Below are 24,739 nucleotides of genomic sequence, written 5' to 3' on the forward strand. Positions count from 1 at the left end.
AAGATTTATCGCAGCCGCCCCATCAGGGAGTCGAAAATGCTAAGGCTTCCACTCCCACACGTTCCACCATACGCCTGGATTCAGCGACGATAGCGAGACGTTAGCAACCCGGTCTTGGTCGAACGCGATTGTGGTGGGGTATTGAAATAACGGCATTCCATAGGATGCACTCCACAGCGCAGCATCCGCCGTCTTCAGGGCGTTCGATCGCCCTTCGTCATCGAGGGCGGGGTCAGTCGCATCGGCGATCAGCGAATCGACCGTTGGATCCGAGAAGTAATTGAGGTTGGCATAGCCATCGGTGCCGTAGATAGCCGCCGAAAGACCTACGCCGGGGCGAGGATTCTGCCAGCTGAATAGCGCTGCATCGTAAGCGCCGGGGGTGCCGAGTTGGTCACGCCAGTCATCAGTCGAACAATCACTCACCACGAAACCCGCCGCCTTGGCAGACTCGGCAATGAACGCGTACTCGGCGGCACGCATGTCGTCGGCGGCGTCATAGAGGATGCATACGGCAGGCTTCGAGACGCCCGCTTCGGCAAGGAGTTCTTTGGCGCCGGCAATGTCTGGCTCGACGAAGTCGGCGGAACCGTTAGCGGCACGCGCGCTGCGATAGTCCTCATCGCCGGGAGCGAAAAGGAATGAGTCACGCGGCGTTGCTCGGGGATACAGCTCCCCCAGCGCAGTCTGAACAACTGCGGCGCGCGGCACCGTTGCGAGGAAGGCTTGACGCACGAGCGGGTCGTCGAAGGCGCCACTCTTTGATTCCGCGAATTGCAGGTCAAGGTGTTCAAAACTATCGGTGGTGCCATCGATGACGGTGGCGTTCATCGTCGCAAGAGCATTGCGCACATCCTGATTCATCGTCGGCACTGCCACTTGCACAGCACCGACAAGCAACGCCTGTGCCTGCGCGAGCGGATCGCTCATGAACCGAACGCGAATCTCCTGAAAGGTCGGCTCGCGCATGCCGCTGTAGTTTTCATTGGCACGGAGCGTCACGTATTGATTCGCCACAAAATCTGAAACTACGTACGGCCCGTTCGAGACAACAAGGCTTTTGTTCGCGGGCATGCCTTCGAAATTGAAGACCGTATTCCAGGTGCGAGCAATCGCGGCAAGATCATTCTCATTGCCCTCACTAATGGCCGAGAAAACGCGCTCTTTCGCCGCAATCGAGTCGTCACTGGCAAACGCCATCATGCCAACAACATGAGCGGGTTTGGCGGCAGACTCCGCACCAAAGAAGGCAGATTGCCAGTTGGCTGTCGGTTCATCAAACACGAGGGTGAGCGACATCCGGTCGTCGCTCATCTGCGGCATTTCAGTGACGAGAGCGATTCCGGTATCTCCCGTAGCGCTCGCGTCGAACAGCACGCGGTCATCCGAACGATCTATTGGCGCCCCGGTTTCGGGATCCACCGTGCTGGCGGCATCCGCATCAGGGGCATTAAGCGCACCGGATGTCGCAGCCCACTCGAGAAGCAGATCAACGGCGTCCACGGCGGAACCGTCTGACCAGCGCACGCCGTCAGACACCGTGTAGGTCACCGCGAGGGGGTCATCGGAGACCTTCTCGAAGTGGCCAAAAGACTCATCGCGCACAAGCGCTGACGTGTCATCAAAATAGGTGAAGCCTGAGCCTGTGGCATAGGCGATCGTCGCGTTGGTGTCACTCGCGCCAAAGGACGTTGACGGGTTTCCCGACGTATAGGGGTGGGTGACCGCGACGGTGAGCTCAGAGCCTTCGATGGTGGGCGATTGCTGAGGAACACAGCCTGCCAACACCAATGCTGCGGCGGCGGCAACAGCAAGGCTCGCCGTAATTCTTGTGGCGCTCACGAAACCCCTCCTGCACACGGACACACAGCGCGCGGTGGCACGCTAGAAACGAGTCTAAGTCAGAAGGGCCGCTCCCCGAGTGGGGAACGGCCCTTCTGCACCGAGAAACTAGGCGCCGAGTGTGATGTTGGCGCCGGGGATCGCTTCGAGCAATTCCTGTGTGTAGGGATTGCTGGAGTTCTCAAAGACCTCGTCTGTTGACGCGGCTTCTACGATGCGGCCACCCTGCATGACGCAGACGTTATCCGCGACCAACCGCACGACAGCAAGGTCGTGGGTGATGAACAGGTAGGTCAGATCGAGCTCAGTCTGCAGTTCGGTGAGCAAGTTGAGAACTTGCCCCTGAACCAGCACATCGAGCGCCGACACTGCTTCGTCAAGCACCAGAACTTCTGGCTTGAGCGCCAACGCCCGAGCGATAGCCACCCGCTGACGCTGACCACCGGAGAGCTCGCCGGGGTAACGATGACGTGCGGCCTGCGGAAGCGAGACCTGATCAAGCAATTCGCTCACGCGCTTGAAACGCTCTTTCGCTGTGCCCAGCTTATGAGCCAGCAGCGGCTCAGCGATCGTGTTGCCTACGCTGTATTGCGGATCGAGCGAACCGTAGGGATCTTGGAACACGGGCTGTACACGGCGACGGAACTCGAGGAGCTCCTGTCCCTTGATTCCGGCAAGGTCTTTGCCATCAAACTCGATGGTTCCGCTCGTGAGGGACTCAAGTTGCAGAATCAGCTTGGCCACCGTGGACTTGCCAGAACCAGACTCTCCAACCAGGGCGGTCGTCGTGCCTTTCTTGACGCCGAACGAGATGTCGTTGACTGCGAGGAGCTTGTCCTTGCGGAACCCCTGCTTGCGAATCTCGTAGACCTTGGTGATGTTGCTTACCTTGATCAGGTCTTGATCTGCCGCAGCTTCTCGAGTCGCAGCTCGAGCAATGAGGGCCTCATCGAGCGATCCTTCCCCGAAAATCTTCGGGGCTTCGCCGTCGGGGCTCGACGTCTTGATCGATTGAATACGACGCGATGCCAAGCTCGGCGCCGCAGAAACAAGACGCTGAGTGTAAGGATGCTGCGGGTTCTCAAGAATCTCCCGCGACGGGCCTGACTCAACAACCTTGCCCTTGTACATCACCACGAGCTGTTCTGCGCGCTCCGCGGCAAGGCCGAGGTCGTGCGTGATGAACAACACTGACGTGCCGTAGTCACGCGTGAGCGTTTGCAGGTGATCGAGGATCTGACGTTGCACCGTGACGTCGAGTGCTGAGGTCGGCTCGTCGGCGATCAGGAGCTTCGGGCGGGCGGAGAGCCCGATACCGATGAGTACGCGCTGGCGCATTCCTCCCGAGAACTGATGGGGGTACTGCTTCAGGCGCTCGCTCGCGTCGCTCAGACCAGCTTCCTGCAGCACTTCGATAGTGCGCTCTCTCGCTTGTTTGCCTTGAGCAAGCCCGTTGGCCCTGATCGCCTCTTCGACTTGAAAGCCGATGCTCCAGACGGGGTTGAGGTTCGACATGGGGTCTTGGGGAACGTAACCGATCTGGCTACCGCGCACTTCAGCGAATTGAGCGTCAGTGAAGGTAGAAAGATCGTTTCCCTCGAACTCAATCGAACCGCCGACGACCTTTCCGGCGCCGGGAAGAAGCCCGATGACAGCTTGGGCCGTCGTGGACTTGCCCGATCCGGATTCGCCAACGATCGCCAACGACTGCCCTTGGTAGAGCGTGAGGTCGACACCACGCACGGCGGAGACGATTCCGCGCTGCGTTTCGAAGCCCACTTCGAGCCCGCGGATTTTCAGCAGCGGGGTTTCTTCGGTAGAAGCGTCAGGAGTCACTGGAACTGTTTCTGGATTGGTCATCGGCGTGCTCTCGCTTCCGGGTCAAGGGCATCGCGAACTACGTCGCCGAACATGAGGAAGGCGAGAACGGTGATCGACAGCGCAGCCGATGGCAGCAACAGGGTCTGCGGATGCGTGCGAACCGTTACTTGCGCCTGGTTGATCTCGTTTCCCCACGACATCACGGTCGGGGGCAGGCCGATTCCGAGGAACCCCAGCGTCGCTTCAGCAACGATGAAGATACCCAGCGACACGGTCGCTACGACGATTACCGGCGCGATTGCGTTGGGCACGACGTGGCGCACGAGTGTCTTGAATCGCGAGACACCGAGTGCTGCTGACGCAGTGACGTAGTCAGAGTTGCGTGCCGAGAGAACTGCACCACGCATGATTCGAGCGATCTGTGGCCACGCAAAGAGCGACAGCACGAGCGAGACCGTCAGAGCGTCGCGAACCGAGATAACCGAGAACAGAACGATTGCTCCGAGAACGGTGGGGACAGCGAAGAAGACGTCACCAAGACGCGAGACGATCGAATCGAGGAGCCCGCCATAGAAGCCAGCAAGAGCTCCGATGACGCCGCCGAAGAGCGTGACGATCACGGTGGTCAACAGACCGATCGTCACCGAAGCCTGGGTTCCGAAGATGATTCGCGAGTAGACGTCGCAGCCTTGACGGTTGAACCCGAGCGGATGACCGGCCTGCGGATCGCCATTGCTGAACTTCAGGTAGCACTCGCGTGGATCGACGCTCGCAAATAATCCCGGGAACAGGGCGACGATGAGGATCACGAAGATGAGACTGGAGGAAATCCAGAACATGGGACGACGACGCATGGCCTCCCACGCATCGGTCCATGTGCTGCGAGCCTTTCCGGTTTCGTCAACCTGATCGACCTCGGCTACCGGGGTTTCCGCCAGCGAGGCGATGAAGTGTTCTTGACCGGGCCGTTGGCGGCCAGTGTTGTTACTTTGCATAACGAATCCTTGGGTCGAGCGCGGCGTAGAGCAAGTCGACGAGCAAGTTGGCGAGCACGAAGATGATGACCATCACTGCAACGAACGAGACGACTGTGGGGCCTTCTCCCAACGTGATTGCTCGGTAGACGGTTCCACCGACACCGTTAATATTGAAGATTCCTTCAGTTACGATCGCGCCGACCATGAGTGAACCGATGTCGACACCCAGGTAGGTGACGACGGGAACGAGCGAGTTCCGCAGAACGTGCACGGTAACAACACGACGTCGAGAAAGTCCCTTCGCCGTTGCGGTGCGCACAAAGTCAGCGTTGAGGTTGTCTGCGACGCTCGCACGAGTAAGCCGCACGATGTAGGCAAACGACACCGAGGCCAGCACGATCGCGGGCAAGATCAACTCGCCCCAAGGGGCCGAGCCGCTCACCGTTGTTCTCGCCCAGCCAAGCTGGATACCGAAGACGAATTGCAGCACGAAACCAACCACGAAGGTGGGGACCGAAATGAGCAGAAGGCTGATGACAAGAGCGGAAGCGTCGAAGAGCTTTCCCTTGCGAAGACCAGCAACGAGACCAACGATGATTCCGAAGAATGCTTCGATCGCGAGCGCAAGAATGGCGAGGCGCGCAGTGATTGGGAAGGCCTGAGCCATGACATCAACCACGGGGCGACCCGAGAAAGTGGTTCCGAGATCACCCTGAAACAGTCCGCCAATGTAGAGCAGGTACTGAACGAGGAACGGCTTGTCGAGGTTGTACTCGGCCCGAATCGCTTCGATCACTCCCGGAGCTGGCGGGTGGTCGCCGTACAGAGCGGCGATGGGATCGCCAGGAACGGCGAAAACCATGAAGTAGATCAGAAAGGTCGCGCCGAAAAATACGGGGATCATCTGAAGGAAACGCTTGCCGGCGTACCACAGCATTAGATGGTTTCCTCGGAGGAACGGATAAGCATAAGAGTCACAATCACTGAATGAGGGTACTCAGTGTAATGCCCGGGGCCAAAACAGCCCCGGGCATCACACGTTGAGAGTGGAAACTGGGTAAACCGATGAACTACTTAGTTCTTGGTTACCTCGTTGTACAGCGGGACAGAGTCCCAACCGAATACAACGTTGTCAACGCTGTCAGAGTAGACACCGGTGACGTTGGAGTACCACAGCGGGATCGAAGGAAGGTCGACCAAGAGAACTTCTTGAGCTTCCTGGTACTTCGCTGTTGCCTCTTCTACCGAGGTTGCGCTAGCACCCTCAGCAAGGATGGCTTCGAACTCGGGGCTCGAGTAGCCTTCCTTGTTCGAGCCAGCGCCATCAACGTAGAGCGGGCCGAGGAAGTTGTACAGCGACGGGTAGTCAGCTTGCCATCCAGCACGAGTTCCACCGGTGAGTGCGTTAGCGTCACGGTCGTTGAGTGCGTCAGCGAACGTGGGGTATGCCTTGCCCTGAGCTTCGATTCCGAGCGAGTTGCTGATGCTGTTAGCAACAGCGTCAACCCATGCTTGGTGTCCACCATCAGCGTTGTATGCGAGGTCGAAGACAGTGTCTCCGTACGGCGCAATTGCGTCAGCTTCTGCCCACAGCTTCTTGGCCTCATCCGGGTTGAAGTCAAGAACTTCAGCACCAGCAAGGTTGTCGGAGTGACCAGCGATTACCGGCGAAGTGAAGTCGGTAGCGGGGGTACGGGTGCCCTGGAAGATGACATCCGTGATCTCAGCGCGGTCGATCGACATCGAGATCGCTGCACGACGCAGCTCTCCCTCTTCGCCCGACCAGTGCTCGAGGTAGTACGGCAGGTTGAACGCCTGGAAGATTGCTGCAGGCTGGTTCACCGAACGACCCGGGAAGTCTGAATCGTAGGTAGCAAATGCCGAGTCGGGGACAGCATCGAGGATATCGAGGTTGCCACCGAGAGCGTCAGCGTATGCCGCGTCCTGGCTGGTGTAGAAGATGATCGAAACGCCACCGTTGGCGGGCGTACGAACACCGTCGTAGTCAGGGTTCGTGACGAGGTCGATCTGTACGTCGTGCTGCCAAGCGCCTTCTTCGGCGAGCATGTACGGACCGTTACCGATGGGGTTCTCGCCGAAAACGTCGAGGTCTTCCCATGCAGCCTCAGGCAGCGGCATGAATGCCGAGTAGCCGAGACGCAGCGGGAAGTCTGCTTCAGGGTTGATGAGAGCAACGGTGAACTCAGTGTCGCTTACAGCATCAAGACCGGTAAGTTCTGACTCTTCGTCGTAGCTGAAGCCTTCGATGTTGTCGAAGAAGTACGAGGAGCTCTGTGCGTTGCTGAGGAGCGCGCCGTACTGCCAGGCCTTAATGAAGGAGTCCGACGTGACGGGCTCACCGTTAGTGAAGGTCCAGCCCTCGTTGAGCGTGACGGTCCAGTTTTGGCCATCCTCAGACTCGATCGACTGAGCAACTTCGTTTTCTACATCGCCATCGGCTGTGTACGAAACCAGACCAGCGAAGATCGAGGTAACAATCTTTCCACCGCCAGTTTCAGTGGTGTTCGTCGGAATGAGCGACTGCTGTGGCTCGCTTCCGTTCGTGGTGATGATCGCGGCGCTGTCGCCTTCGGCAGGCGCCTCGCTCGCCGAGCAGCCCGCAAGAGCGAGCGCTGAGGCTGACAGCAGTGCGACTGCACTGATGCCTATGCGTGATCTCTTCAATGTTTCCTCCTGTGCAGAATTGTGCAAACGGCACGGAATTTTTGACGCCGCACCGCGCTTGATAGTTCACACCCTAAAACGGGGGGATGCCCCAAGCAAAACTGTAAAGCCAAACGTTACACAGCAGTAACGCTCGTGAAGATTATGTGCATACTTTGCAGAATTCCCGCGCACTAACGCTGTCATTCACTACAAATCTGCGCAATCGCCTCCGGAGCAGCGCCCAGCAACGTGAGTTAACATCTTTCCATGTCGCAACCGAGCCCGGCTTCCCGCACGCCCCAGTCCATACTGATCTTTGACGGTGACTGCGCATTTTGCACTCTCTGGGTCAATCGTTTGCAGGCCATTCTTCCGGTGTTTCCCGAAAGCACTCCTTGGCAATGGACCGATCTCGATGACTACGCGCTGACTCAGGACGACGTCGAGAAAGCAGCCTGGTTCGTGACTCCTACTCGACAGTTCGCTGGACACATGGCTTTCTCCGCCCTCCTCAGAATTCAGCCACAGATCGGATGGCGCTTCCTCGGCCACCTCATTGCCACTGAGCCATTCAGCACCATCGCCTCTCTCGGCTACCGCTTCGTCGCGCGCTACCGCCACCGTCTGCCCGGCGGAACGCCAGCCTGCGCCGTGCGCCCCTCCGCGTGAGTTCAACACCAGCGCTTCCCCAATCGCGCGGGCGGCTGTGGTCAGAAATATCGATCGTTCTTGCACTCTCGCTTGGAGCATCCGCGATCTATTCGATCGTCTCGATCACGAACAGGCTGACCCGCACCGAATCGTTGTCGCAGCAAACCGCAACGCTGAACTCGTCACTCAGCACACGGCCAACTTTCGACCTGATCTACCAGTTGCTGGGAATCACCTTTGATCTCGCGCCCGTCGCGCTCGTAGCGTTTCTCTTGTGGAACACCACAAAGCCTCGACTGTCGCGACTCGGAATCGACTTCACACGACCGGTTCGCGATGGCCTGACCGGCGTCGCACTGGCACTAGCGATTGGAATCCCCGGAATTGCCGTGTACCTCGGCGGGCGCGCTCTCGGCGTCACCGTGAACGTGGTTCCGGCTGCACTCGACCAGTACTGGTGGACCGTGCCCGTGCTACTGCTCTCGGCTCTGCGTGCGGGCATCACCGAAGAAGTCATCGTGATCGGCTACCTGTACGCCCGACTCGGCGACCTTGGCTGGGGCCGGTGGCAGATCATTATCTCGACTGCAATACTGCGCGGCACCTACCACCTCTATCAGGGCATCGGCGCGTTTATTGGCAATGTCGCCATGGGGTTGCTCTTTGGCTGGCTCTACACGCGCTATCGCCGCGTGTTGCCTCTCGTGATCGCCCACACGCTCATCGACGCGGCGATCTTTGTCGGTTACGGCTGGGCTCTCGGCGCCTTCCCCGCGCTCTTGGGCACCACCGAATAAGTTCTCCACAACCGGTACCGCTCGCCGGATGCGAGGCGTAGAGTGTGGCGCATGTCGCCGGAAATCACTATTGAAACAGTGCCAAGCCATATCGTTGCCGGCATCGAGTTCTCGACAACGATGGAGACTCTGCCTGCCGACATGAGCAGCGTTATCGATACCCTGCTCGCCGAAACCGCCGACTCTGCCATCACCGTCCTCGGGCCCGTGATGGCCGTATACACCGACGAGATGCGCGCTGATGGGCCGTGGAACTGCGAGGTCTGCGTTCCGGTGGCAAACGGTCTCATCGATCATCCGGTTCTCACGACACATGAACTCGCCGGTGGCCGTGTCGCCACCGTCACGCACACGGGCCCGTACGACGGCCTGAAGACGACCTATAGCGCCATCTTTGGATGGTTCACCGAACACGGTCACACTTACGCCGGAGCGCCGCGCGAGATCTATCTCAATGCCCCTGGCGAGGTCGATGACGCGGAACTCCTGACCCGCATCGAGTTTCCCGTGGTTCCCGCCGCGGGATAGCCCCCGAGAGGAAACGCCGATGAAAACGAACCCTTACCTGAGCTTCAGAGACAATGCTCGCGAAGCCCTCACCTACTACCAGTCCGTCTTCGGCGGCACCACGGAAATCCACACCTTTGCCGATTTCAATGCCAGTGAAGATCCTGATGAACAAGAGTGGGTCATGCACGGACAGCTGGAGTCCCCGGCCGGAATCACTCTCATGATGGCCGACACCCCGAAAACACAGGAATACGCACCCGGTGGACCGATGTCGATCTCAATTGCGGGATTCCTCAGCGAAAAAGCCGCCATCGAGAACTACTGGGACAAGCTGTGCGACGGTGGACGAATCGACATGCCGCTCGAGCGCGCCGAATGGGGCGGGATCTTCGGAATGGTACTCGACCGCTACTCCGTGAACTGGATCGTCAGCATCAGCGACGACAACGAGACGCGTTAGCTCTCGGCCAGTTCAGCCGGCCACCCCGGCTGCTACGTGCAGTTTGGGCGACACGACCGTTGACTCAGGGCATCCACGAGCACCTTGCCGAGGTCCTCGGGCACAGCGGCGGAATACGCTGCACCACCCGTCGACTGGGCAATCTCCGTCATTGACTTGAGGTCAGTGTCGGGACCGAATCCGATCAAGATCACCGGAACGGGCTCATTCGGGTCGTCAATCGCCTTCAGGTTTTTCAGAAGCGCCGACAGGCTGATGCCGTTGTCATCTTCGTTGTAGCCATCAGTAATGAGCAGAACCGAGTTGATCTTCGACGGGTCGTAATCTTCCTTGACCTCCTTGACCGCAGCCAAGATGGTGTCATAGAGCCCCGTGTAGCCGTAAATGCGATCCGGCAACGATGCGACGACGCCGTTGATCTGCGACACGTGAGCGGGATCTGACAGCGGCGCAATCGGCGACAGCGGTTCCCAGTCTTGGGTGCCGATACGGTTTTGCGAGAAGGCCCACACGCCCAGCTCCGCTTCACCCGAGAACTTTGACAGCGCCTCGCTCGCCGCAAGCTGGAACACGTCGATGCGGCGCAGGCCGTTACTCGCCGGGTCGAGCATGGAACCTGAAGTGTCAATGACAACGAGAAGTCGCGAACGAAGCGTCAGAACACTCCACGAGCGAAGAATCTCGATCTGGACGGCAGCATCCGCCGTCGGCTTCGCTTCGGTCGCTGTCTCGGGGACTCCTGTCACCCTCAAGTCACCGCCGCCGTCGGCATCGCGGAACCCCTGCTTGGCCAAGACTTCAGCGGACAAGCGCGTTGCCGCAGCAAGTGCCGTCAGAAGCCGTTGAGGAGAGTCGGCCGCAGTTATCTCGCTCGCCACTGCAGCAGAAGCCGTAGTAGACGTCGACGTAGCAGAAGCGGAAGTCTCCGCTGTCTCATCCCCACTGATGACCTCAACGAAGGGGTAGGTCAATTCGACCGTGCCGTCCGTCGGATACAGCGCAATCATGGGCGAGGACTCTGACGCACTGTTATAAGTGGCAACTTCGCGTTCCGTTGTCACGACAACGGTGGGCAGCGTTGCATCAGTCGCCAGCCCGAAAGCCTCTTCGGACGTCTGGGGAATTGTCTTTCCCATGGCGATCATGGCGCCGGCGAACTGGCGCGGATCTTCAGCAGACGAGACCGACTGGAGCTGCGCAAGCCCGGCAAGACTCGCGGTATTCGCCTCGGGATCGGGCACAAGGGTCGTTACGGTTCCGGTGAGCAGTGATTCCCACGACAGCGGGGTGTCTCCGAGTTTGGCTACTTGGGACGCCGATGTGGCCAGCACGACGGGCGTACTCGCGACGTAGTCGGTGATCTCGAGCTCGGGGGCAGTGCGCCCGAGCGAATCAGCCATCGACGTAACGCGATCGAGCCAGGCCGCCGAATCGGGAACCCACGCATCGAGATCGCCCGCAACACCCGAAGCGAACAGCGCAGCAGTGTCTGCGGAAACGAGTGAACGCACTTCGGTCTCGGTGCAGTTGCCGTCAGCCTCATCGAACTCCGCCGCGACAATGGTCAGTGCGGGAGCAATCGACGGGTCAGCCGCAATCACCACAGGGCGAGTCTCAGTGCAGCCGCCAGCGAGAGGCGCAACAGCGTTGGAAATCCATCCAATAGCACCCAATTGGATGCCAGCGAGCGAGAGCGCAGCAATAGCAACTAGCGCAATAGGCGCCAGCCACCAGCGTTTCTTCCACCGCTGCCAAAAGGTCTTACGGTGTCGATGCCGTCGGGTGGTCACGAACGTCTCCAGTCGGTGAAATAGCGATTTGGGGTTGTCGGGTCAACCACTCGCCGTACACCAGACGCACATTACAACATCCGGAGAGGGAAAATCCAGCCAAAGTGAAGAATTTTCTCCACAGGAGAGGCCGATGCCAGATGAATACTGGTGTCCCACTTTCGGGGGACAAATTTATGGCGCGTGCAGAACCGAACTGGATCGGTTCTGCACGCGCCATTTTCCGTCTCAGAAGCGACGGAAACTAGTGCGATTTGTTAGTGCGCAAACGCCTCGATCGGAGGGCACGAGCAGACCAAATTGCGGTCACCATACGCGTTGTCAACACGACGAACCGGCGGCCAGTACTTGCCCGACACGAGGGAGCTCAACGGATACACCGCTTGCTCCCGCGAGTACGAGTGATCCCAGTCGCCCGCGATCACCGAATGCGCCGTGTGCGGAGCATTGATGAGGGGGTTGTCGTCGGCTGGCCACGTTCCGGCCGCGACGGCATCCGCCTCTTCCTTGATCGCAATCATCGCGTCGATGAAGCGATCAAGCTCGGCGAGGTCTTCACTCTCGGTGGGCTCGACCATGAGCGTGCCCGAGACCGGGAACGACATCGTCGGTGCGTGGAAACCGTAGTCAATGAGGCGCTTGGCGACATCGTTGTTGTCGATGCCGGTCGCCTCCTTGAGCGGACGCAGATCGAGGATGCACTCGTGAGCAACGAGGCCGTTGTCTCCCGCGTAGAGCACGGGGAAATGGTCGCGCAGGCGCACCGCAATGTAGTTCGCGGAGAGCACCGCGGCACCGGTTGCCGCCTTGAGGCCGGCCGATCCCATCATGCGCACGTACGCCCACGTGATGGGCAGGATGCTCGGGCTTCCGTAGGGCGCAGCGCTCACCGCTCCCCCGGCGTGAACATACGGACCGGCAGCACCGGTCTGCATATCGAATGCCGGATGATGCTGGCTCTGCGCCATGGGGTGGCCAGGCAAGAACTTGGCCAAGTGTGCTTTCGCAACGACCGGACCAACCCCGGGGCCGCCGCCGCCGTGCGGGATGCAGAAGGTCTTGTGCAGGTTGAGGTGGCTGACGTCGCCGCCAAAGTCACCGAACCGCGCGTAACCGAGCAGAGCGTTGAGGTTGGCACCGTCAACGTACACCTGTCCACCAGCGTCGTGCACAGCCTGCGTGATCTCACGCACTTCGTGCTCGTACACCCCGTGAGTCGAGGGGTAGGTAATCATGAGGGCGGCGATTTCACTCGCGTGCTCAGCGATCTTGGCGCGCAGATCATCGAGGTCGACGTTGCCGAGGTCATCGCAGGCCACGACCACGACACGCATTCCGGCGAGCATCGCGCTGGCGGCGTTGGTGCCGTGAGCACTCGACGGGATGAGGCAGATCGTGCGTTCCGGATTACCGTTCGCACGGTGGTAGCCACGAATCGCGAGGAGCCCCGCGAGTTCGCCCTGGCTGCCCGCGTTCGGCTGCAACGACGCGGTGTCGTACCCGGTGACCTCGGTGAGCCACGACTCGAGGTGCGAAATCATGACGAGGTACCCGGAGACATCTTCGGCAGGAGCGAAGGGGTGGATGCCCGCAAATTCCGGCCAGCTCACCGCTTCCATCTCGCTTGCAGCATTCAGCTTCATCGTGCACGAGCCCAGCGGGATCATGCCGCGGTCGAGCGCGTAGTCCTTGTCGGCGAGGTACTTGAGGTAGCGCATCATGCTCGTCTCCGAGCGGTGCGTGTTGAAGACCGGGTGCGTGAGGTACTCGCTCGTGCGGTTGAGAGCCTCGGGAATGCTGGAGTCGTCAAGCGGCGTCGTGTAGCCACCCTCCAGCCCGAAGGCGTCGGCGAGATCATTCTCTTGTGCGGCGAGCATTCCGCCATAGGGCTGCGTCGATACTTCGTCGAAGCTCACACGCACAGTGTCAGCATCCACGACATAAATCAGGATGTCACTCTCGAGTGCCTTGGCGGCGATCGCCTGAGCCTGGCCCTTTTTCGTCACCGAGAGGGTGTCAAAGAAGGTGCTGTTCTCGACCGTGTAGCCCGCGGCGGTCAGGCGTGCCGCGAACTTGGCAGTGTCGTGGTGAATGCGCTGAGCGATTCGCTTGAGACCTTGGGGACCGTGATAGACGGCATACATGGATGCCATGACAGCCAACAAAACCTGTGCAGTACAGATGTTGGAGGTCGCCTTCTCGCGGCGGATGTGCTGCTCACGCGCCTGCAACGACAGGCGGTAGGCGGGGTCGCCGGCGGCATCCTGAGATACGCCGACGAGGCGGCCGGGCAACTGACGTTCGAGGCCCTTGCGCACGGACATGTAGCCGGCGTGCGGTCCGCCGAAGCCCATCGGAACGCCAAAGCGTTGCGTGGTGCCGACAGCAACATCTGCGCCGAGTTCTCCTGGCGACTTCAGCATCGTGAGGGCGAGCAGGTCGGCAGCAACAACAGCGAGTCCGCCGTGCGCCTTGACCGCAGCGATAACCTCGCTGGAATCCCACACGCGACCGGTTGCACCCGGGTACTGGATGAGCGCACCAAAGCATTCCGGCAGCTCTGGGTTCGCACCGAGCGTGGCCAGGTCGAGCTCTACAAGCTCAATTCCGAGAGCCTCCGCGCGGTTCGCCAGCAGAGCCTTGGTCTGCGGAAAAGTGTCGGCATCGACGATGAACACGGGCGACTCCACGCGAGCCGCACGGCGCGCAAGAAGCATTCCCTCCACAGCGGCGGTGCCCTCATCGAGCATCGACGCGTTTGTCGTGGTCATGCCTGCAAGGTCTGCAACCATCGTCTGGAAGTTGAGGAGCGCCTCAAGGCGACCCTGCGAAATTTCCGGCTGGTACGGCGTGTATGCCGTGTACCAGCTCGGGTTCTCGAGCACGTTTCGCTTGATCACAGCGGGCGTAATGGTGTCGTAATACCCGAGACCGATCATGCTGCGACGAACCTTGTTCGCGCCAGCGAGGGCGCGCAGTTCGGCGAGCGCCTCACGCTCAGAGGCGGGAGCCGGGATCGTGGAATTCACGACCGGAGTCTGGTGAATGGCGGGCGGAACCGCGGCATCCACGAGCGATTCGAGGCTGTCGTAGCCGACAGCGGCCAACATGCTGGCCTGGGCTGCGTCATCCGTGCCGATGTGGCGGTCAGCAAACGTGCCGCTGATGAAAGGGTTGGGCATTATTCGCCTGTCAATGCGGTGTATTCGTCGAGGCTGAGCATCGACGGGAGTTCAGTAAATTCGATCTTCACGAGCCAGCCTTCACCGAAGGGGTCGCTGTTGACGAGTTCGGGGCTGTCGGCGACAGCATCGTTGGATTCGACGACGGTTCCCGCAACGGGAGCAAAGAGTTCACCCACCGACTTGGTCGACTCGATCTCGCCGACGATCTTGCCCTCAGCGACGGTGGCGCCGACCTTGGGCAGGTCAACGAAGACGATGTCGCCCAGTTTGCCTGCCGCGAAGTCGGTGATTCCGACCGTCGCGACGGTGCCGTCGACCAGCACCCATTCGTGCTCGGCGGTGTACTGCAATTCGCTCTTCTCAGCCATGATCAGGCCTCTCTTTTGTAGAAGGGTAGGGAAACAACGGATGCAGCAATGCGACTGCCCCGCACATCGATGTGAAGCTCGGTGCCGACCTCACTCACGTCGGAGTCGACGTAAGCCATAGCGATCGGGTGCCCCAGCGTTGGCGACAGCGCGCCGGAGGTGATGACTCCCACCTCGGTGTCACCGTGAAAAAGAAGGTAGTCAGCGCGACCGGCGCGACGGCCCTCGGCGGCGAGACCGACGAGAACGCGAGCGCCGGCATCCGGGCCCGCTTCGATCGCGCTGCGACCGACGAAATCACCTTCCTTGCTGAGCGCGACAACGCGGCCGAGGCCAGCTTGTACGGGGAAGGTGCCGAGGTTGAGTTCGTGTCCATACAGCGGCATGCCCGCTTCGAGGCGGAGAGTGTCTCGGCACGCGAGACCGGCGGGCACGAGACCGAGCGGTTCGCCGGCAACCGTGAGTGCAGCCCAGAGGTCGGCCGCGGCATCCACGTGAATGTACAGTTCGAAGCCGTCTTCGCCGGTGTAGCCGGTGCGACCGATGATGAGGTCGGTGCCGTTGAAGGTGGCCGCGGTTTCGCGGTAGTACTTGAGTTCGTCGAGCGGTGTCGCGAAGTCAGTGAGCCCGGCAGTCGCCTCGAGGATCGCGCGCGAGACCGGCCCCTGGACGGCGATCAGCGCATAGTCGTCGCTCTCATCGGTGACCGCGACCTCAAAGCCGACGGCCCGTTCGGTGAGCGCTGTTGCTGCGGCAAAGCGGTTTCCGGCATTGGCGACAACCAAGAAGTGGTCATCAGCGAGGCGGTAGGTGACGAGGTCATCGATGATGCCGCCTGCTTCGTTGAGCAACAGACTGTACTTGGCCTGCGCAAGAGCGATGCTTGAGAGCTTGCCCGCGAGCGCGTAGTCGAGGTACGCGCCAGCGTCAGCGCCGCGCACGTGAATCTCGGCCATGTGCGAGATGTCGAAAATGCCGGCAGCGGTGCGCACGGCATGGTGCTCGGCGAGGTCGGAGCTGTACCGCACCGGCATCATCCAGCCAGCGAAATCGGTGAACGCAGCACCGAGTTGCTCATGGATGCTGTGCAGCGGTGAATACCTCACCGCGGTGGGCGAAGATTCAGCGGATGAAGCTTCAGAACTTGATACATCGGTCACGGAGTTCTCCTGGCGCATGGGCTAGTGAATAGAACTCCCCCTCTGTGATGAGCCTGAGAGCTTCACACGCTAAACGCTAGCGAGCTTTCACCGTCGGCGGAACCTCAGGGTGATGCGAGGTTCTCTTTCCAGAGTGGCCAAGTGCGATGCGGTACATGAACCTGAGAGATTGGCGGGGAGGCTTGCTCCTTCGGTGCCGGCCTGGCGCCTGCCAATTTCTGTTGACTAGCGCTAGATGCCCGGCTCTCCCGCATCGTGTTGCGGCCCGATGTTCAGTTGTGAGTTCAGCATAGCAATGCGGGGCGGATGCTCGCGCCGATGAGCACGCCGAGAGCGAGCAATTCGTGCCCTTTCGGCCGACTGGTGCTCGGGTGGTCTACAGCAGCGGCCCGGATGGGCATCAGCGGTCGGGCTAGAGAAGTGCTGAGCTGAGCAACAAACTGGTCTCGCTGTTCACGACGCCCTCCACATTGCGCATGCGGGCCAAGACACGGTCAAAGTTGCTCAGGCTGTCGGTGCGGATGTCGGCGACCAGATCCCACGCGCCATTGGTGGTGTGGAGTTCATGGATCTCGGGCAGACCGCGCAGCTGGCTGATCACGGAATCCGTCGATCGCCCTTCTACCTCGACAAAGGCAATCGCCCGGATGAAAGAAGGGTCGCGGTCTTCTCTAATGCGGATCGAGAACCCGAGAACGGTGCCGTTGCTCACGAGGCGATCGATACGGCTTGTGACGGTCGCGCGCGTGACGTTAAGTCGACGCGAGAGGCTCGCCACTGACTCGCGCGCATCAGCTCGAAGGGCGGCTAACAGGCGGCGATCAAGGTCATCTAAGTCAGACATGAACAAATTGTACAATTCTGCCTCCCATTATGCATAGTTATTGGCCGGAAATAGGGTTGACTGGGAGTTGTAGGTACATAGTGCATATTCGTAACGTAGGAAGCTCTAATACCGCAACGAAAGGAGTGACCATGGTTCACTACGTAGACGTCAACAACATGCGCCGCTGGATTGCCGACACCGGCATCGAGCCGATCATTATGGGCATCGTGGGTTACCTCGAACAGGATTATGCCAAGTGGCCCCAGTTCGACAAGTCACCTCGCGTTGCCGCCCACTCCCCCGAAGGCGTCATCGAATTGATGCCGACGAGCGATGGCGAAACGTACGGCTTTAAGTACGTCAACGGCCACCCTTCCAACCCTGCACTGGGCTTCCAGACCGTCACCGCGCTCGGCATGCTCGCTCGCGTCGACAACGGCTACCCCACGTTCTTCTCGGAGATGACCCTGCTCACGGCATTGCGCACCTCTGCGACCTCCGTCATGGCGGCGCGCGCCTTGGCTCGCCCCGACTCGAGCGTTCTCGCCCTCATCGGCACCGGCACTCAGTCGGAGTTCCAGGCACTCGGCTTCCGCGCCGGCCTCGGCATCACGAGCCTGCGCGTCTGGGACACCGACCCCGCTGCGATGGACAAGTTCATTCGCAACGTTGAGCCACTCGGTTTCGACATCGTGCGCGCAACCTCAGCAGCAGACGCTGTTGCGGGCGCCGACATCGTCACGACCTGCACCGCAGACAAGAAGAACGCGACGATTCTCACCGCCGACATGATCGAACCCGGAATGCACCTCAACGCCATTGGCGGAGACTGCCCGGGCAAGACAGAGCTCGAAGAGGCCATCGTGCGCAACTCGACCGTGTTCGTCGAGTTCCCGGAGCAGACCCGCATCGAGGGTGAGATCCAGCAGCTTGAAGCTGACTCCCCCATCACCGAGCTGTGGGAAGTGCTCGCTGGGACCGCAACTGGCCGCACGTCTGCCGAAGAAGTAACCCTCTTCGACTCCGTTGGCTTCGCAATCGAAGACTTCTCGGCCCTGCGCTATGTCTTCGATGCCGTGCGCGACACCGACTACGCCACCGACCTTGACCTCATTGCCGACCCGGCAGACCCCAAGGACCTGTTCTCGCTCGTATCGCGCGTTCCTGCGCTGACCGCATAAACCACCGGTGAGCGTTCAAGCCCCGACGGCCGCTGTTCTCATCCGCCCTCACCGGTTCACACCGAATAGCCAAACTGCGGGCGACAATGCCTTCCAGTCAACGGATCCCAGCCGAACCCCGGATGAGATCGCTCGCGCCGCGTACGACGAATCCACCCAGGTGGCCGAGACGTTGCGTGACGCGGGCGTGAACATCCACGTGTTCGAGGATGAGGAGAGCACGCGCCCCGACAGCGTGTTCCCGAACAACTGGTTCTCGACACACAGTGGTGGCCGCGTTGCCGTGTACCCGATGTATGCGCCGAACCGCCGCACGGAACGACGCACCGATGTCATCGAGATGTTGAAGCACGACTTTCGGGTGCAGGATGTTGTCGACTATTCCGGCCTGGAACACGACGGCATCTACCTTGAGGGCACCGGCGCGATGGTCATCGACCACACCAACCGGGTGGCGTATGCGGCTGAGTCGCACCGCGCCAACCCGCTCGCGTTAGAGCGGTTCTGCGCTTCGTTTGGCTACGAGCCGATGATGTTTGAGGCCCGCGATAGCCATGGTGTGCCGATTTATCACACCAACGTCATGATGTGCATCGCGACCGATTTCGCCATGATCGGTCTCGACCTGATCGCCTCGGGAGACCGCCGGATGGAGATGGCTGAACGCTTGACCGCTCCGGGCCGCACTCTGATCGACCTCACGGCTGATCAGATTGCGAACTTCGCGGGCAACGCTCTCGAGCTGAAGACTCCGAACGGCCGCATCTTGGCACTCTCTACCCGGGCGCTCGCGAGCCTCACGCCGGCTCAGCGCTCGGTGATCGAAGCGAGTTGCGAGATCGTGCCGCTGGATATTCCGACGATTGAGTTGGCTGGTGGTTCTGTGCGCTGCATGGTGGCCGGTATCCACTTGGATCGTCGTTCACGCATGGCGGCCGATGTTGCCGCCGGCGTTCCTGCTGCCGGCGCTGCCGAAGCAGCCCCGACAGCAGGCGCCTAGCCAATCTGTGGCGGAAGCGGGTCCCTCCGCTTTCGCCGCAGACCGCAGCAACCTGCGACACCGGTGGTGCCGCAGGTGCTGGGCGTTCGCTAACTGCAGTTCGGGCGGCAGTCGCGCTGTGACAACGCCTCGAGCATCACATTGCTGAGCTCGGTGGGGTTGTTTGCTTGGTAGGCCGTTCCACCGGTGACCTGGGCGATCTTTCGCATCGCCTCGACGTCGGTGTCTGGCCCAATTCCGACGAGCACCACGGGAACGGGCTCGTCGGTGTTCTTGTCGATCATCGCGTTCAGTTCGTCGACCAGTTTCTCCAAGGAGATGCCGTTGTCGTCTTCGTTGCGACCGTCGGTGATGAGGATCACCGAGTTGACTTTGTCGGGGTTGAAGTCTTCGCGCACGTGCGTCACCGCAGCCAGAACGGTGTCGTTGAGTCCGGTGTAGCCGTTGATGCGCGACGGGAGTGTGTCGATGATCGCCTGAAGGCTCTCGACATGCTCGGGGTCATTCATCGAGCGGATGCCCGCGACGTCTTCCCAGTCTTCAGTGCCGACTCGCTCCTTGGAGAAGAGCCACATGCCCAGCTCGTCATCCTCCGAGAGAGTGCTGAAGGCATCCTCCGCGGAGTTTTGGAACATCTCAATGCGGCGCTGACCATCCCAGGCCCGCTCAAGCATGGAACCAGACACGTCAACGACGGTGAGGATGCGCGAGCGAAGGTTGAGGGCGTTCCAGTTGCGCAGGATGCCGACGAGTTCGTCGGTGTCTCCGACGGTCTTGGTGGCCACCGGGGCTGCGATGACACCGGACGCGAGGATCTCCCCCTCACCGGCGTTGTCGCGGAAGCCTTCGGCGTTCAAAACCTGAGATGAGCCTCGAACGAGGTCAGCAAATTCCTCGAGGAGTTTCGTGCGGGAGGTCTCAAGCTCGGCGAGTTCTGTGCGCTCTTCTTCCGTCATCCGCGACGCTTCGAGCTCGGTGACTTCCGAGCTATCTACCACCACAAAGGGGTAGGTGAGGGCGACGGTACCTTCGGACGGATAGAGCGCCACCAGGGGCTCGTCAGGGCTTGACGCGTTGTGTTCCACAATCTCGCGCTCGGTCGCGAGCGCAACCATGCGGGAGTCGGAGATCTGGAGCTCGGTGAACGCTGCCTTCGTGGAATCGGGAATCGAGCGCCCCAGATTCATCAGCACTCGATCGAAGTCAGCAGGGTCGGTGTCTGCGGCAAGGTCATTGAGCGTAGCCAGCGCGATCATGCTCGCTGATGACGACTCCGGATCGGGCAGCAACGTGCGGTAGCGGCCGTCGAGGATTGCACCCCAGCCCACCTCTGACGCTTCGAACTCCGCGACCTTCACGGCCGGTGTTGCCAGCACAAGCGGGCTCGAGGCGATCGAATCCCACTCCTGAATCTTGGGGATTTCGCGGCCGAGAGCAGTCGCTGTGCTCTCCACTCGGTTGAGCCAGATCGGCGAATCAGGGATCCAGGCGTCGGCACCAGTGGACGTGCCAGATGCCAGCAACGCGGCAGTATCAGCGGAGCGCTGCGTCACGATCTTGACGGAGAGGCACTGGCCAACGTGCTCAGCGTTGAAAGCATTCGCAACCGTTTGGACGGTCGACGAGATGGTGGGATCGGTGACGACGACGAGTTCGGTTGCGTTCGGGCATCCGAAAGTCTGAGCCACAAAATCGTCGAGCTTGTTCTGGGCGGCGAGCGCTACGAGAGCGCCACCACCGGCGAGGGACAAAGTGAGCAGGGTTGCGAGGGCGGGTGTACTAGCGCGGAGGAACCAGGATTTAATTGTTCTGGAACGGTGGCGAGGTCGGGACACAGGGGGACTCCATCGATCACGGGTGCTCATGGTTTCGGGGGAACCACAAGTTGACCCCCTTTCGGGGGCCTACACAATAGTGACACAATTTCGCGTCAGTGAAACGGTTACCCACAGGCTTTTCTCACTTATGCGATCGAAAACTGCCGATGTCACCACAAAGGCGCGCACAATCGAGCCCCTGCGCAACAATGCGTCGTCGCTCAATCAGAGCGCTGGCAGCTGCATCGCGCACCACAACAACTTCACGCCCGCCACGACAAAAGCGCACCTAGCCAGCTTTCGTGACTTCGTAGTCAAAAGGATCGGATTCGAGACTCATCGAGTCGTATACGGATGCCGCCAGCGATGTGCGCGTCGCCGCAGACTCTAGAGCCGAATCTCGAGCGCCACAGACTGCCCCGCAGTGCCACGGACCTTTTGCGCGAGGCGAATCGCGGTGTACTTGGCACCGTATTTTTTCTTCAAGGCCGCATCCATGACATCCAACGTCGCTGTGTCGTCGCGCACGGCTGCCGTTGCCGGCACCGCAACGGCTCCTTCGACAATGTTGCCGCGCATATCGCAGGGCGTGACCTCAACCCGAGGGGTGTGCCGCACCCGCTTCACCTTGCCCGAGGAGGGCGCCGTCGTGACGAACAATCGGTCCCGGTCGGCGACCACCCACACCGGTGTCGACACCGGCTCCCCTGACTTGCGGAAGGTAGTGACGGAGACATAGGTCTCGGTGGCGAGTGTGGAAAAGTCAGCGGCAGTCATGCGCCCATTATCCCCGTGGCACTACGCCTTGAAGTTGATCAGCTTGTGAGTGCCGTCACAAAACGGCTTTATCGCCGAGACCCCACACCGACAAAGAGCAACCGTTGTGCGTGTCTGTTCAATAGCTTCACCGTCGGAGGAGCGCAGGTCAATCTCGCCGCGGACGAGCAGTGGCCCGTTGGTGCAGGCCACTATCTCAACGTCATCTTTACTCTCTGACGAACTCATCGGCCCGCTCCCGCGCTCGTGATCGACGCGGAGGACGCGGGATCGTCGCCCCTACCGGTGAGCACTGCGTCGAAGGGGAAAGGCTTACGCAGCGACGACTCTCCGGCCATCCACGACTCGAGGATGTGCTCGCCTACCCAGTCGTCGATCAGCAGGCACGCACGGGCACCGAAGAAGATCTCGCTGAGCAAGGCCGGCTCGCTCTCGGCAAGCCCGCCGGCGAGGTCGCGGGCGGCAATTTGCTCGTGAACGGCATCCGCTTCAACGTGTTCGTCGAAGTACTCGGTGACGTTCTTGCCGAAACCTAATCGACGAAAACCGCGGGCGTAGAGCCCGTTGGGAATCGAGGATGTCATTTCGAATGCCGCCAGATGACCTGCGATCGCGCCCCGGAGACGGCGATTCATGCCGAACAGAGAAATCATGTTGAACGAGGCGAGCGTGATGGCCGGGGCGAAATTAACATAGGTGCCGTAGCGAGAGTCGAGCCCAATGCCCCTCATCGATCGCGCGAACAACTCCGAGTGCATCCGCTCGCGTCGACCGTTGCCGTATTCGTCCGCCTGGATCTCCACGAGCGCAGCCTTAGCCCGCCCGGTAAGTCTCGGGATCGCCCACGAGTGTGGATCGGCCTCTTTCAGCGTGTACACGGAGCGCTGCACCATGAACTCGACGGCCTGTTCGCGGGTAAGACTCTTCGCGACGTGGCGCGAGAGACTTGGTCCGGCATCCGGATCAGGGGCAGTGAGGGCGAAAAGCGCCTTCGCGACATCTTCTGCCGCTGCGTTGGGGAGCTCTGGCGTGGGCACTAGGCGTCGGAGCTGGCCTTCGAACGCTCGTTCCAGCTCAAGGCGAGCGGCGATGGTATCGACATGCCATTCCCATTGGTCCCCGTTTTCGACGACGCGGCCGTAGTACAGACCGTAAAGAAGGTAGAGGGCAAGCTGCACGTCGTCATCACGCACTAGGTCGCGCCCGCTCTCGATAGCCGCGGTCACTTCGTCGGCAAGACCGTTGATCGTGTGAGGTGGCGACTGGCTCGCGAAAGCGTCGATGAGCAGCGAGCTGATCGGGCCGCGAGGCTCAATCTCTTCGTCGTGCCAATTTTCGCAGAGAGCGCTGGCTGCATCTGGAATGGTGTTGGGGGCTACTGCGGGTGCGTCGTAACCTGCGCCGTTGTGGGGTGCGGTTTCGTGCGCTGGAGAGTTCTCCGTGGGGTGCATCATGACCTCTCCGATCGTGTCGAAGCCCTGAGAGCGGGCACCCGATTGCCCGCTCAGCTTCATTGGTGAACTTATGTTGCCAACCGTTTCGGGCGCCGTCAACGCAATTGCCGCGCTCCCAAATATTTCTCAGTAAGCTCACCGAGAACGCTCAACTGATAGGTCTACCGGTGGATGCCGCGGCGTCGAGCAGCCGGCACGTTGGGTCACTGCTGCTCGCGAGCCGGCGCTGCTGCGGCGCGCGAGTGCTATGTTGTTGCACGTCCCCACGGGAGCCCACAGGCAAGGGCTGAGAGGAAGCTGACGCAGCTTCGACCGTTGAACCTCCCGGGTAATGCCGGCGAAGGAAGTACGGCTCATGCGCCCCACTAGCTCGTCCCCCGCTGTCTCTGTTGCTGCAACCGACTCTGCTGCTCCGCTCGGCACCCGACGCGCGGTGCGCGGCGGCATCTTCGGCAACTATGTCGACCAGTTCGACATCTTCTTGCCGGTCATCGCCCTGGCCCCGGCATCCGCTCAGCTGTTTGGCTCGGACAATCTGGTCGGGAACGCAGGCCTGATCTTCGTCGCAACCCTGCTGGGGCGCCCGATCGGGGCGGCGATCTTCGGATCGATCTCTGACCGCATCGGGCGAACGGCAACCACGAAAGTTGCTCTGCTCGGTGTCGCTCTCACGACGCTGCTGATCGCGCTCGTGCCCAATCACACGGTGCTGGGCAGCGGCACGCTGGCCGCGATTTTGCTGCTGCGTTTTGTGGGCGGCATCTTCCTGGGCGGCGAATACACCTCCGCCATTCCGCTCGCGATGGAATGGTCGCGGCCCGAACGGCGCGGCCTCGTCAGCGGCCTCATCATGTGGATGTCGCCCTGGGCCAACGCCTCGATCGCGGGCATGGTGTTTGTGCTGCAGAGCGTGCTCGACGCCGCCGCCTATAGCCAGTGGGGTTGGCGAACGCTCTTCATTCTGGGCTCGCTGCTCGCCTTCACCATGCTGTTCTACTACCGTGCGCGGGTCGAAGAGTCGCCGCAGTGGCAACGTCCATTGCAGCGCACTAGCCCGTTGAAAGAGATTCTCGTCGGCCGCCACCGCCGTGCGCTCTGGCAAGTGTTCATCATGATGAGCGGGCTCTGGCTACTCACCAACATGGCGATTCCGGTGATGGCCTAGAGCGAGAATCACGTCCGCAGTTGAATCAAGCGCGTGCTCGAACGGAGAGGTCGGAGGCCATTCTGGTTGAGTTCTCGCGAACGCCCCCATGAAGGTTGTGTCCGGGCGGATGCGTCGGACGTCGCGTATTTGAAACGCGAAGTATCCGTCGAAATGCCCTTCTGTGATGCGTGCGAGCAGCGCCCACTTAGTGCCAACACCCACAATGAATCCGTCAAGGCGGTCGGCGAACTTCGGCTTGCGTTCAATGCGCAGCATGCGCTGCTCGAGCGCTGCTGAGCGAAGTTTCGA

21 protein-coding genes and 2 riboswitches are annotated in these 24,739 nt (G+C 60.7%); of the genes, 7 read left to right on the top strand and 14 right to left on the bottom strand.

Going from position 1 to position 24,739, the window contains the following annotated elements:
* Positions 1 to 39: 39 nt before the first annotated feature.
* The 5 genes from I6E51_RS10435 to I6E51_RS10455 form a co-directional block, all read right to left on the bottom strand.
* The gene (locus I6E51_RS10435; protein ID WP_307783913.1) at positions 40 to 1,842 is read right to left on the bottom strand and encodes an ABC transporter family substrate-binding protein; all 1,803 of its coding nucleotides are present in this window, start codon (positions 1,840 to 1,842) and stop codon (positions 40 to 42) included.
* A gap of 108 nt (positions 1,843 to 1,950) precedes the next feature.
* Positions 1,951 to 3,702 carry an ABC transporter ATP-binding protein gene (locus I6E51_RS10440; protein WP_197107386.1) on the bottom strand — a complete coding sequence of 584 codons (1,752 nt, stop codon included), beginning with the start codon at positions 3,700 to 3,702 and terminating at the stop codon, positions 1,951 to 1,953.
* Positions 3,699 to 4,658, bottom strand: a complete 960-nt coding sequence (locus tag I6E51_RS10445) for an ABC transporter permease (RefSeq protein ID WP_197107387.1) — start codon at positions 4,656 to 4,658, stop codon at positions 3,699 to 3,701. Before I6E51_RS10445 ends, I6E51_RS10440 begins: the two co-directional genes overlap by 4 nt.
* Positions 4,648 to 5,577 carry an ABC transporter permease gene (locus I6E51_RS10450; protein ID WP_197107388.1) on the bottom strand — a complete coding sequence of 310 codons (930 nt, stop codon included), beginning with the start codon at positions 5,575 to 5,577 and terminating at the stop codon, positions 4,648 to 4,650. Before I6E51_RS10450 ends, I6E51_RS10445 begins: the two co-directional genes overlap by 11 nt.
* 137 nt (positions 5,578 to 5,714) lie before the next feature.
* Positions 5,715 to 7,325: an ABC transporter substrate-binding protein gene (locus I6E51_RS10455; RefSeq protein ID WP_197107389.1), complete on the bottom strand. Its 1,611-nt coding sequence runs from the start codon at positions 7,323 to 7,325 to the stop codon at positions 5,715 to 5,717.
* A 249-nt stretch (positions 7,326 to 7,574) separates the two neighbouring features.
* Between I6E51_RS10455 and I6E51_RS10460 the strand changes: the two genes are divergently transcribed.
* Genes I6E51_RS10460 through I6E51_RS10475 form a run of 4 tightly spaced genes read left to right on the top strand, consistent with a single transcriptional unit; the run spans position 7,575 to position 9,725 of the window.
* Positions 7,575 to 7,976, top strand: a complete 402-nt coding sequence (locus I6E51_RS10460) for a thiol-disulfide oxidoreductase DCC family protein (protein WP_197107390.1) — start codon at positions 7,575 to 7,577, stop codon at positions 7,974 to 7,976.
* Positions 7,973 to 8,755 (top strand): CPBP family intramembrane glutamic endopeptidase, encoded by a 783-nt coding sequence (locus tag I6E51_RS10465; protein WP_197110281.1) that lies wholly within the window; start codon positions 7,973 to 7,975, stop codon positions 8,753 to 8,755. The genes I6E51_RS10460 and I6E51_RS10465 overlap by 4 nt, the downstream gene beginning before the upstream one ends.
* Before the next feature lie 51 nt (positions 8,756 to 8,806).
* Complete coding sequence (locus I6E51_RS10470) at positions 8,807 to 9,283, top strand: GyrI-like domain-containing protein (RefSeq protein ID WP_197110282.1); 477 nt, start codon at positions 8,807 to 8,809, stop codon at positions 9,281 to 9,283.
* A gap of 19 nt (positions 9,284 to 9,302) precedes the next feature.
* Complete coding sequence (locus I6E51_RS10475) at positions 9,303 to 9,725, top strand: VOC family protein (protein ID WP_197107393.1); 423 nt, start codon at positions 9,303 to 9,305, stop codon at positions 9,723 to 9,725.
* Positions 9,726 to 9,757: 32 nt separating this feature from the next.
* Here I6E51_RS10475 and I6E51_RS10480 read toward each other — a convergent pair whose 3' ends face one another.
* From I6E51_RS10480 to I6E51_RS10500, 5 genes are all read right to left on the bottom strand, one after another.
* On the bottom strand, positions 9,758 to 11,515 hold the full coding sequence (locus tag I6E51_RS10480) for a VWA domain-containing protein (protein ID WP_197110283.1): 1,758 nt from the start codon (positions 11,513 to 11,515) through the stop codon (positions 9,758 to 9,760).
* Positions 11,516 to 11,772: 257 nt separating this feature from the next.
* The gene (gcvP, locus tag I6E51_RS10485; RefSeq protein ID WP_197110284.1) at positions 11,773 to 14,697 is read right to left on the bottom strand and encodes an aminomethyl-transferring glycine dehydrogenase; all 2,925 of its coding nucleotides are present in this window, start codon (positions 14,695 to 14,697) and stop codon (positions 11,773 to 11,775) included.
* Positions 14,697 to 15,068 (bottom strand): glycine cleavage system protein GcvH, encoded by a 372-nt coding sequence (gene gcvH / locus I6E51_RS10490; protein ID WP_197110285.1) that lies wholly within the window; start codon positions 15,066 to 15,068, stop codon positions 14,697 to 14,699. Before gcvH ends, gcvP begins: the two co-directional genes overlap by 1 nt.
* A 2-nt stretch (positions 15,069 to 15,070) precedes the next feature.
* Positions 15,071 to 16,228, bottom strand: a complete 1,158-nt coding sequence (gene gcvT, locus I6E51_RS10495) for a glycine cleavage system aminomethyltransferase GcvT (RefSeq protein ID WP_197110286.1) — start codon at positions 16,226 to 16,228, stop codon at positions 15,071 to 15,073.
* A gap of 139 nt (positions 16,229 to 16,367) precedes the next feature.
* Positions 16,368 to 16,489, bottom strand: a riboswitch (glycine riboswitch).
* A 151-nt stretch (positions 16,490 to 16,640) separates the two neighbouring features.
* Positions 16,641 to 17,072, bottom strand: coding sequence for an Lrp/AsnC family transcriptional regulator (locus tag I6E51_RS10500; protein WP_197107398.1), 432 nt, complete (start codon positions 17,070 to 17,072; stop codon positions 16,641 to 16,643).
* Positions 17,073 to 17,203: 131 nt separating this feature from the next.
* Here I6E51_RS10500 and I6E51_RS10505 point away from each other — a divergent pair, with 131 nt between their 5' ends.
* Together I6E51_RS10505 and ctlX are read left to right on the top strand one after the other, a co-directional pair.
* Positions 17,204 to 18,235 carry an ornithine cyclodeaminase gene (locus tag I6E51_RS10505; RefSeq protein ID WP_197107399.1) on the top strand — a complete coding sequence of 344 codons (1,032 nt, stop codon included), beginning with the start codon at positions 17,204 to 17,206 and terminating at the stop codon, positions 18,233 to 18,235.
* 7 nt (positions 18,236 to 18,242) lie between these two features.
* A complete protein-coding gene (ctlX, locus tag I6E51_RS10510; protein ID WP_197107400.1) occupies positions 18,243 to 19,235 on the top strand; it encodes a citrulline utilization hydrolase CtlX in 993 nt (330 codons plus the stop codon).
* 89 nt (positions 19,236 to 19,324) lie between these two features.
* Here ctlX and I6E51_RS10515 read toward each other — a convergent pair whose 3' ends face one another.
* The 4 genes from I6E51_RS10515 to I6E51_RS10530 all read right to left on the bottom strand — a co-directional run bounded on the left by I6E51_RS10515 (position 19,325) and on the right by I6E51_RS10530 (position 23,343).
* The gene (locus tag I6E51_RS10515) at positions 19,325 to 20,986 is read right to left on the bottom strand and encodes a VWA domain-containing protein (RefSeq protein WP_197110287.1); all 1,662 of its coding nucleotides are present in this window, start codon (positions 20,984 to 20,986) and stop codon (positions 19,325 to 19,327) included.
* A 453-nt stretch (positions 20,987 to 21,439) separates the two neighbouring features.
* Positions 21,440 to 21,829, bottom strand: coding sequence for a PPOX class F420-dependent oxidoreductase (locus tag I6E51_RS10520; protein ID WP_197107403.1), 390 nt, complete (start codon positions 21,827 to 21,829; stop codon positions 21,440 to 21,442).
* A gap of 21 nt (positions 21,830 to 21,850) precedes the next feature.
* Positions 21,851 to 22,057, bottom strand: coding sequence for a CDGSH iron-sulfur domain-containing protein (locus I6E51_RS10525; RefSeq protein ID WP_197107404.1), 207 nt, complete (start codon positions 22,055 to 22,057; stop codon positions 21,851 to 21,853).
* Complete coding sequence (locus I6E51_RS10530; RefSeq protein ID WP_231600023.1) at positions 22,054 to 23,343, bottom strand: iron-containing redox enzyme family protein; 1,290 nt, start codon at positions 23,341 to 23,343, stop codon at positions 22,054 to 22,056. The genes I6E51_RS10525 and I6E51_RS10530 overlap by 4 nt, the downstream gene beginning before the upstream one ends.
* A gap of 195 nt (positions 23,344 to 23,538) precedes the next feature.
* A riboswitch (TPP riboswitch) is annotated at positions 23,539 to 23,648 on the top strand.
* On the opposite strand from I6E51_RS10530, the gene I6E51_RS10535 reads away from it, so the two are divergent.
* Positions 23,639 to 24,448: an MFS transporter gene (locus I6E51_RS10535; RefSeq protein WP_231600024.1), complete on the top strand. Its 810-nt coding sequence runs from the start codon at positions 23,639 to 23,641 to the stop codon at positions 24,446 to 24,448. It overlaps the preceding riboswitch by 10 nt.
* Positions 24,449 to 24,739: the final 291 nt, after the last annotated feature.

The sequence above is a fragment of the Salinibacterium sp. NSLL17 genome, assembly GCF_015864935.1.
Taxonomy (GTDB): Bacteria; Actinomycetota; Actinomycetes; order Actinomycetales; family Microbacteriaceae; genus Rhodoglobus.

Excerpts from the sequence above, each read along its gene's own strand:
- I6E51_RS10530 (WP_231600023.1), bottom strand. The coding sequence starts at position 23,343 with ATGAAGCTGAGCGGGCAATCGGGTGCCCGCTCTCAGGGCTTCGACACG.
- gcvH (WP_197110285.1), bottom strand. The coding sequence starts at position 15,068 with ATGGCTGAGAAGAGCGAATTGCAGTACACCGCCGAGCACGAATGGGTG.
- I6E51_RS10450 (WP_197107388.1), bottom strand. The coding sequence starts at position 5,577 with ATGCTGTGGTACGCCGGCAAGCGTTTCCTTCAGATGATCCCCGTATTT.
- I6E51_RS10475 (WP_197107393.1), top strand. The coding sequence starts at position 9,303 with ATGAAAACGAACCCTTACCTGAGCTTCAGAGACAATGCTCGCGAAGCC.
- I6E51_RS10470 (WP_197110282.1), top strand. The coding sequence starts at position 8,807 with ATGTCGCCGGAAATCACTATTGAAACAGTGCCAAGCCATATCGTTGCC.
- gcvP (WP_197110284.1), bottom strand. The coding sequence starts at position 14,697 with ATGCCCAACCCTTTCATCAGCGGCACGTTTGCTGACCGCCACATCGGC.
- I6E51_RS10445 (WP_197107387.1), bottom strand. The coding sequence starts at position 4,658 with ATGCAAAGTAACAACACTGGCCGCCAACGGCCCGGTCAAGAACACTTC.
- I6E51_RS10460 (WP_197107390.1), top strand. The coding sequence starts at position 7,575 with ATGTCGCAACCGAGCCCGGCTTCCCGCACGCCCCAGTCCATACTGATC.
- I6E51_RS10500 (WP_197107398.1), bottom strand. The coding sequence starts at position 17,072 with ATGTCTGACTTAGATGACCTTGATCGCCGCCTGTTAGCCGCCCTTCGA.
- I6E51_RS10505 (WP_197107399.1), top strand. The coding sequence starts at position 17,204 with ATGGTTCACTACGTAGACGTCAACAACATGCGCCGCTGGATTGCCGAC.
- I6E51_RS10520 (WP_197107403.1), bottom strand. The coding sequence starts at position 21,829 with ATGACTGCCGCTGACTTTTCCACACTCGCCACCGAGACCTATGTCTCC.
- I6E51_RS10525 (WP_197107404.1), bottom strand. The coding sequence starts at position 22,057 with ATGAGTTCGTCAGAGAGTAAAGATGACGTTGAGATAGTGGCCTGCACC.
- I6E51_RS10535 (WP_231600024.1), top strand. The coding sequence starts at position 23,639 with ATGCGCCCCACTAGCTCGTCCCCCGCTGTCTCTGTTGCTGCAACCGAC.
- I6E51_RS10440 (WP_197107386.1), bottom strand. The coding sequence starts at position 3,702 with ATGACCAATCCAGAAACAGTTCCAGTGACTCCTGACGCTTCTACCGAA.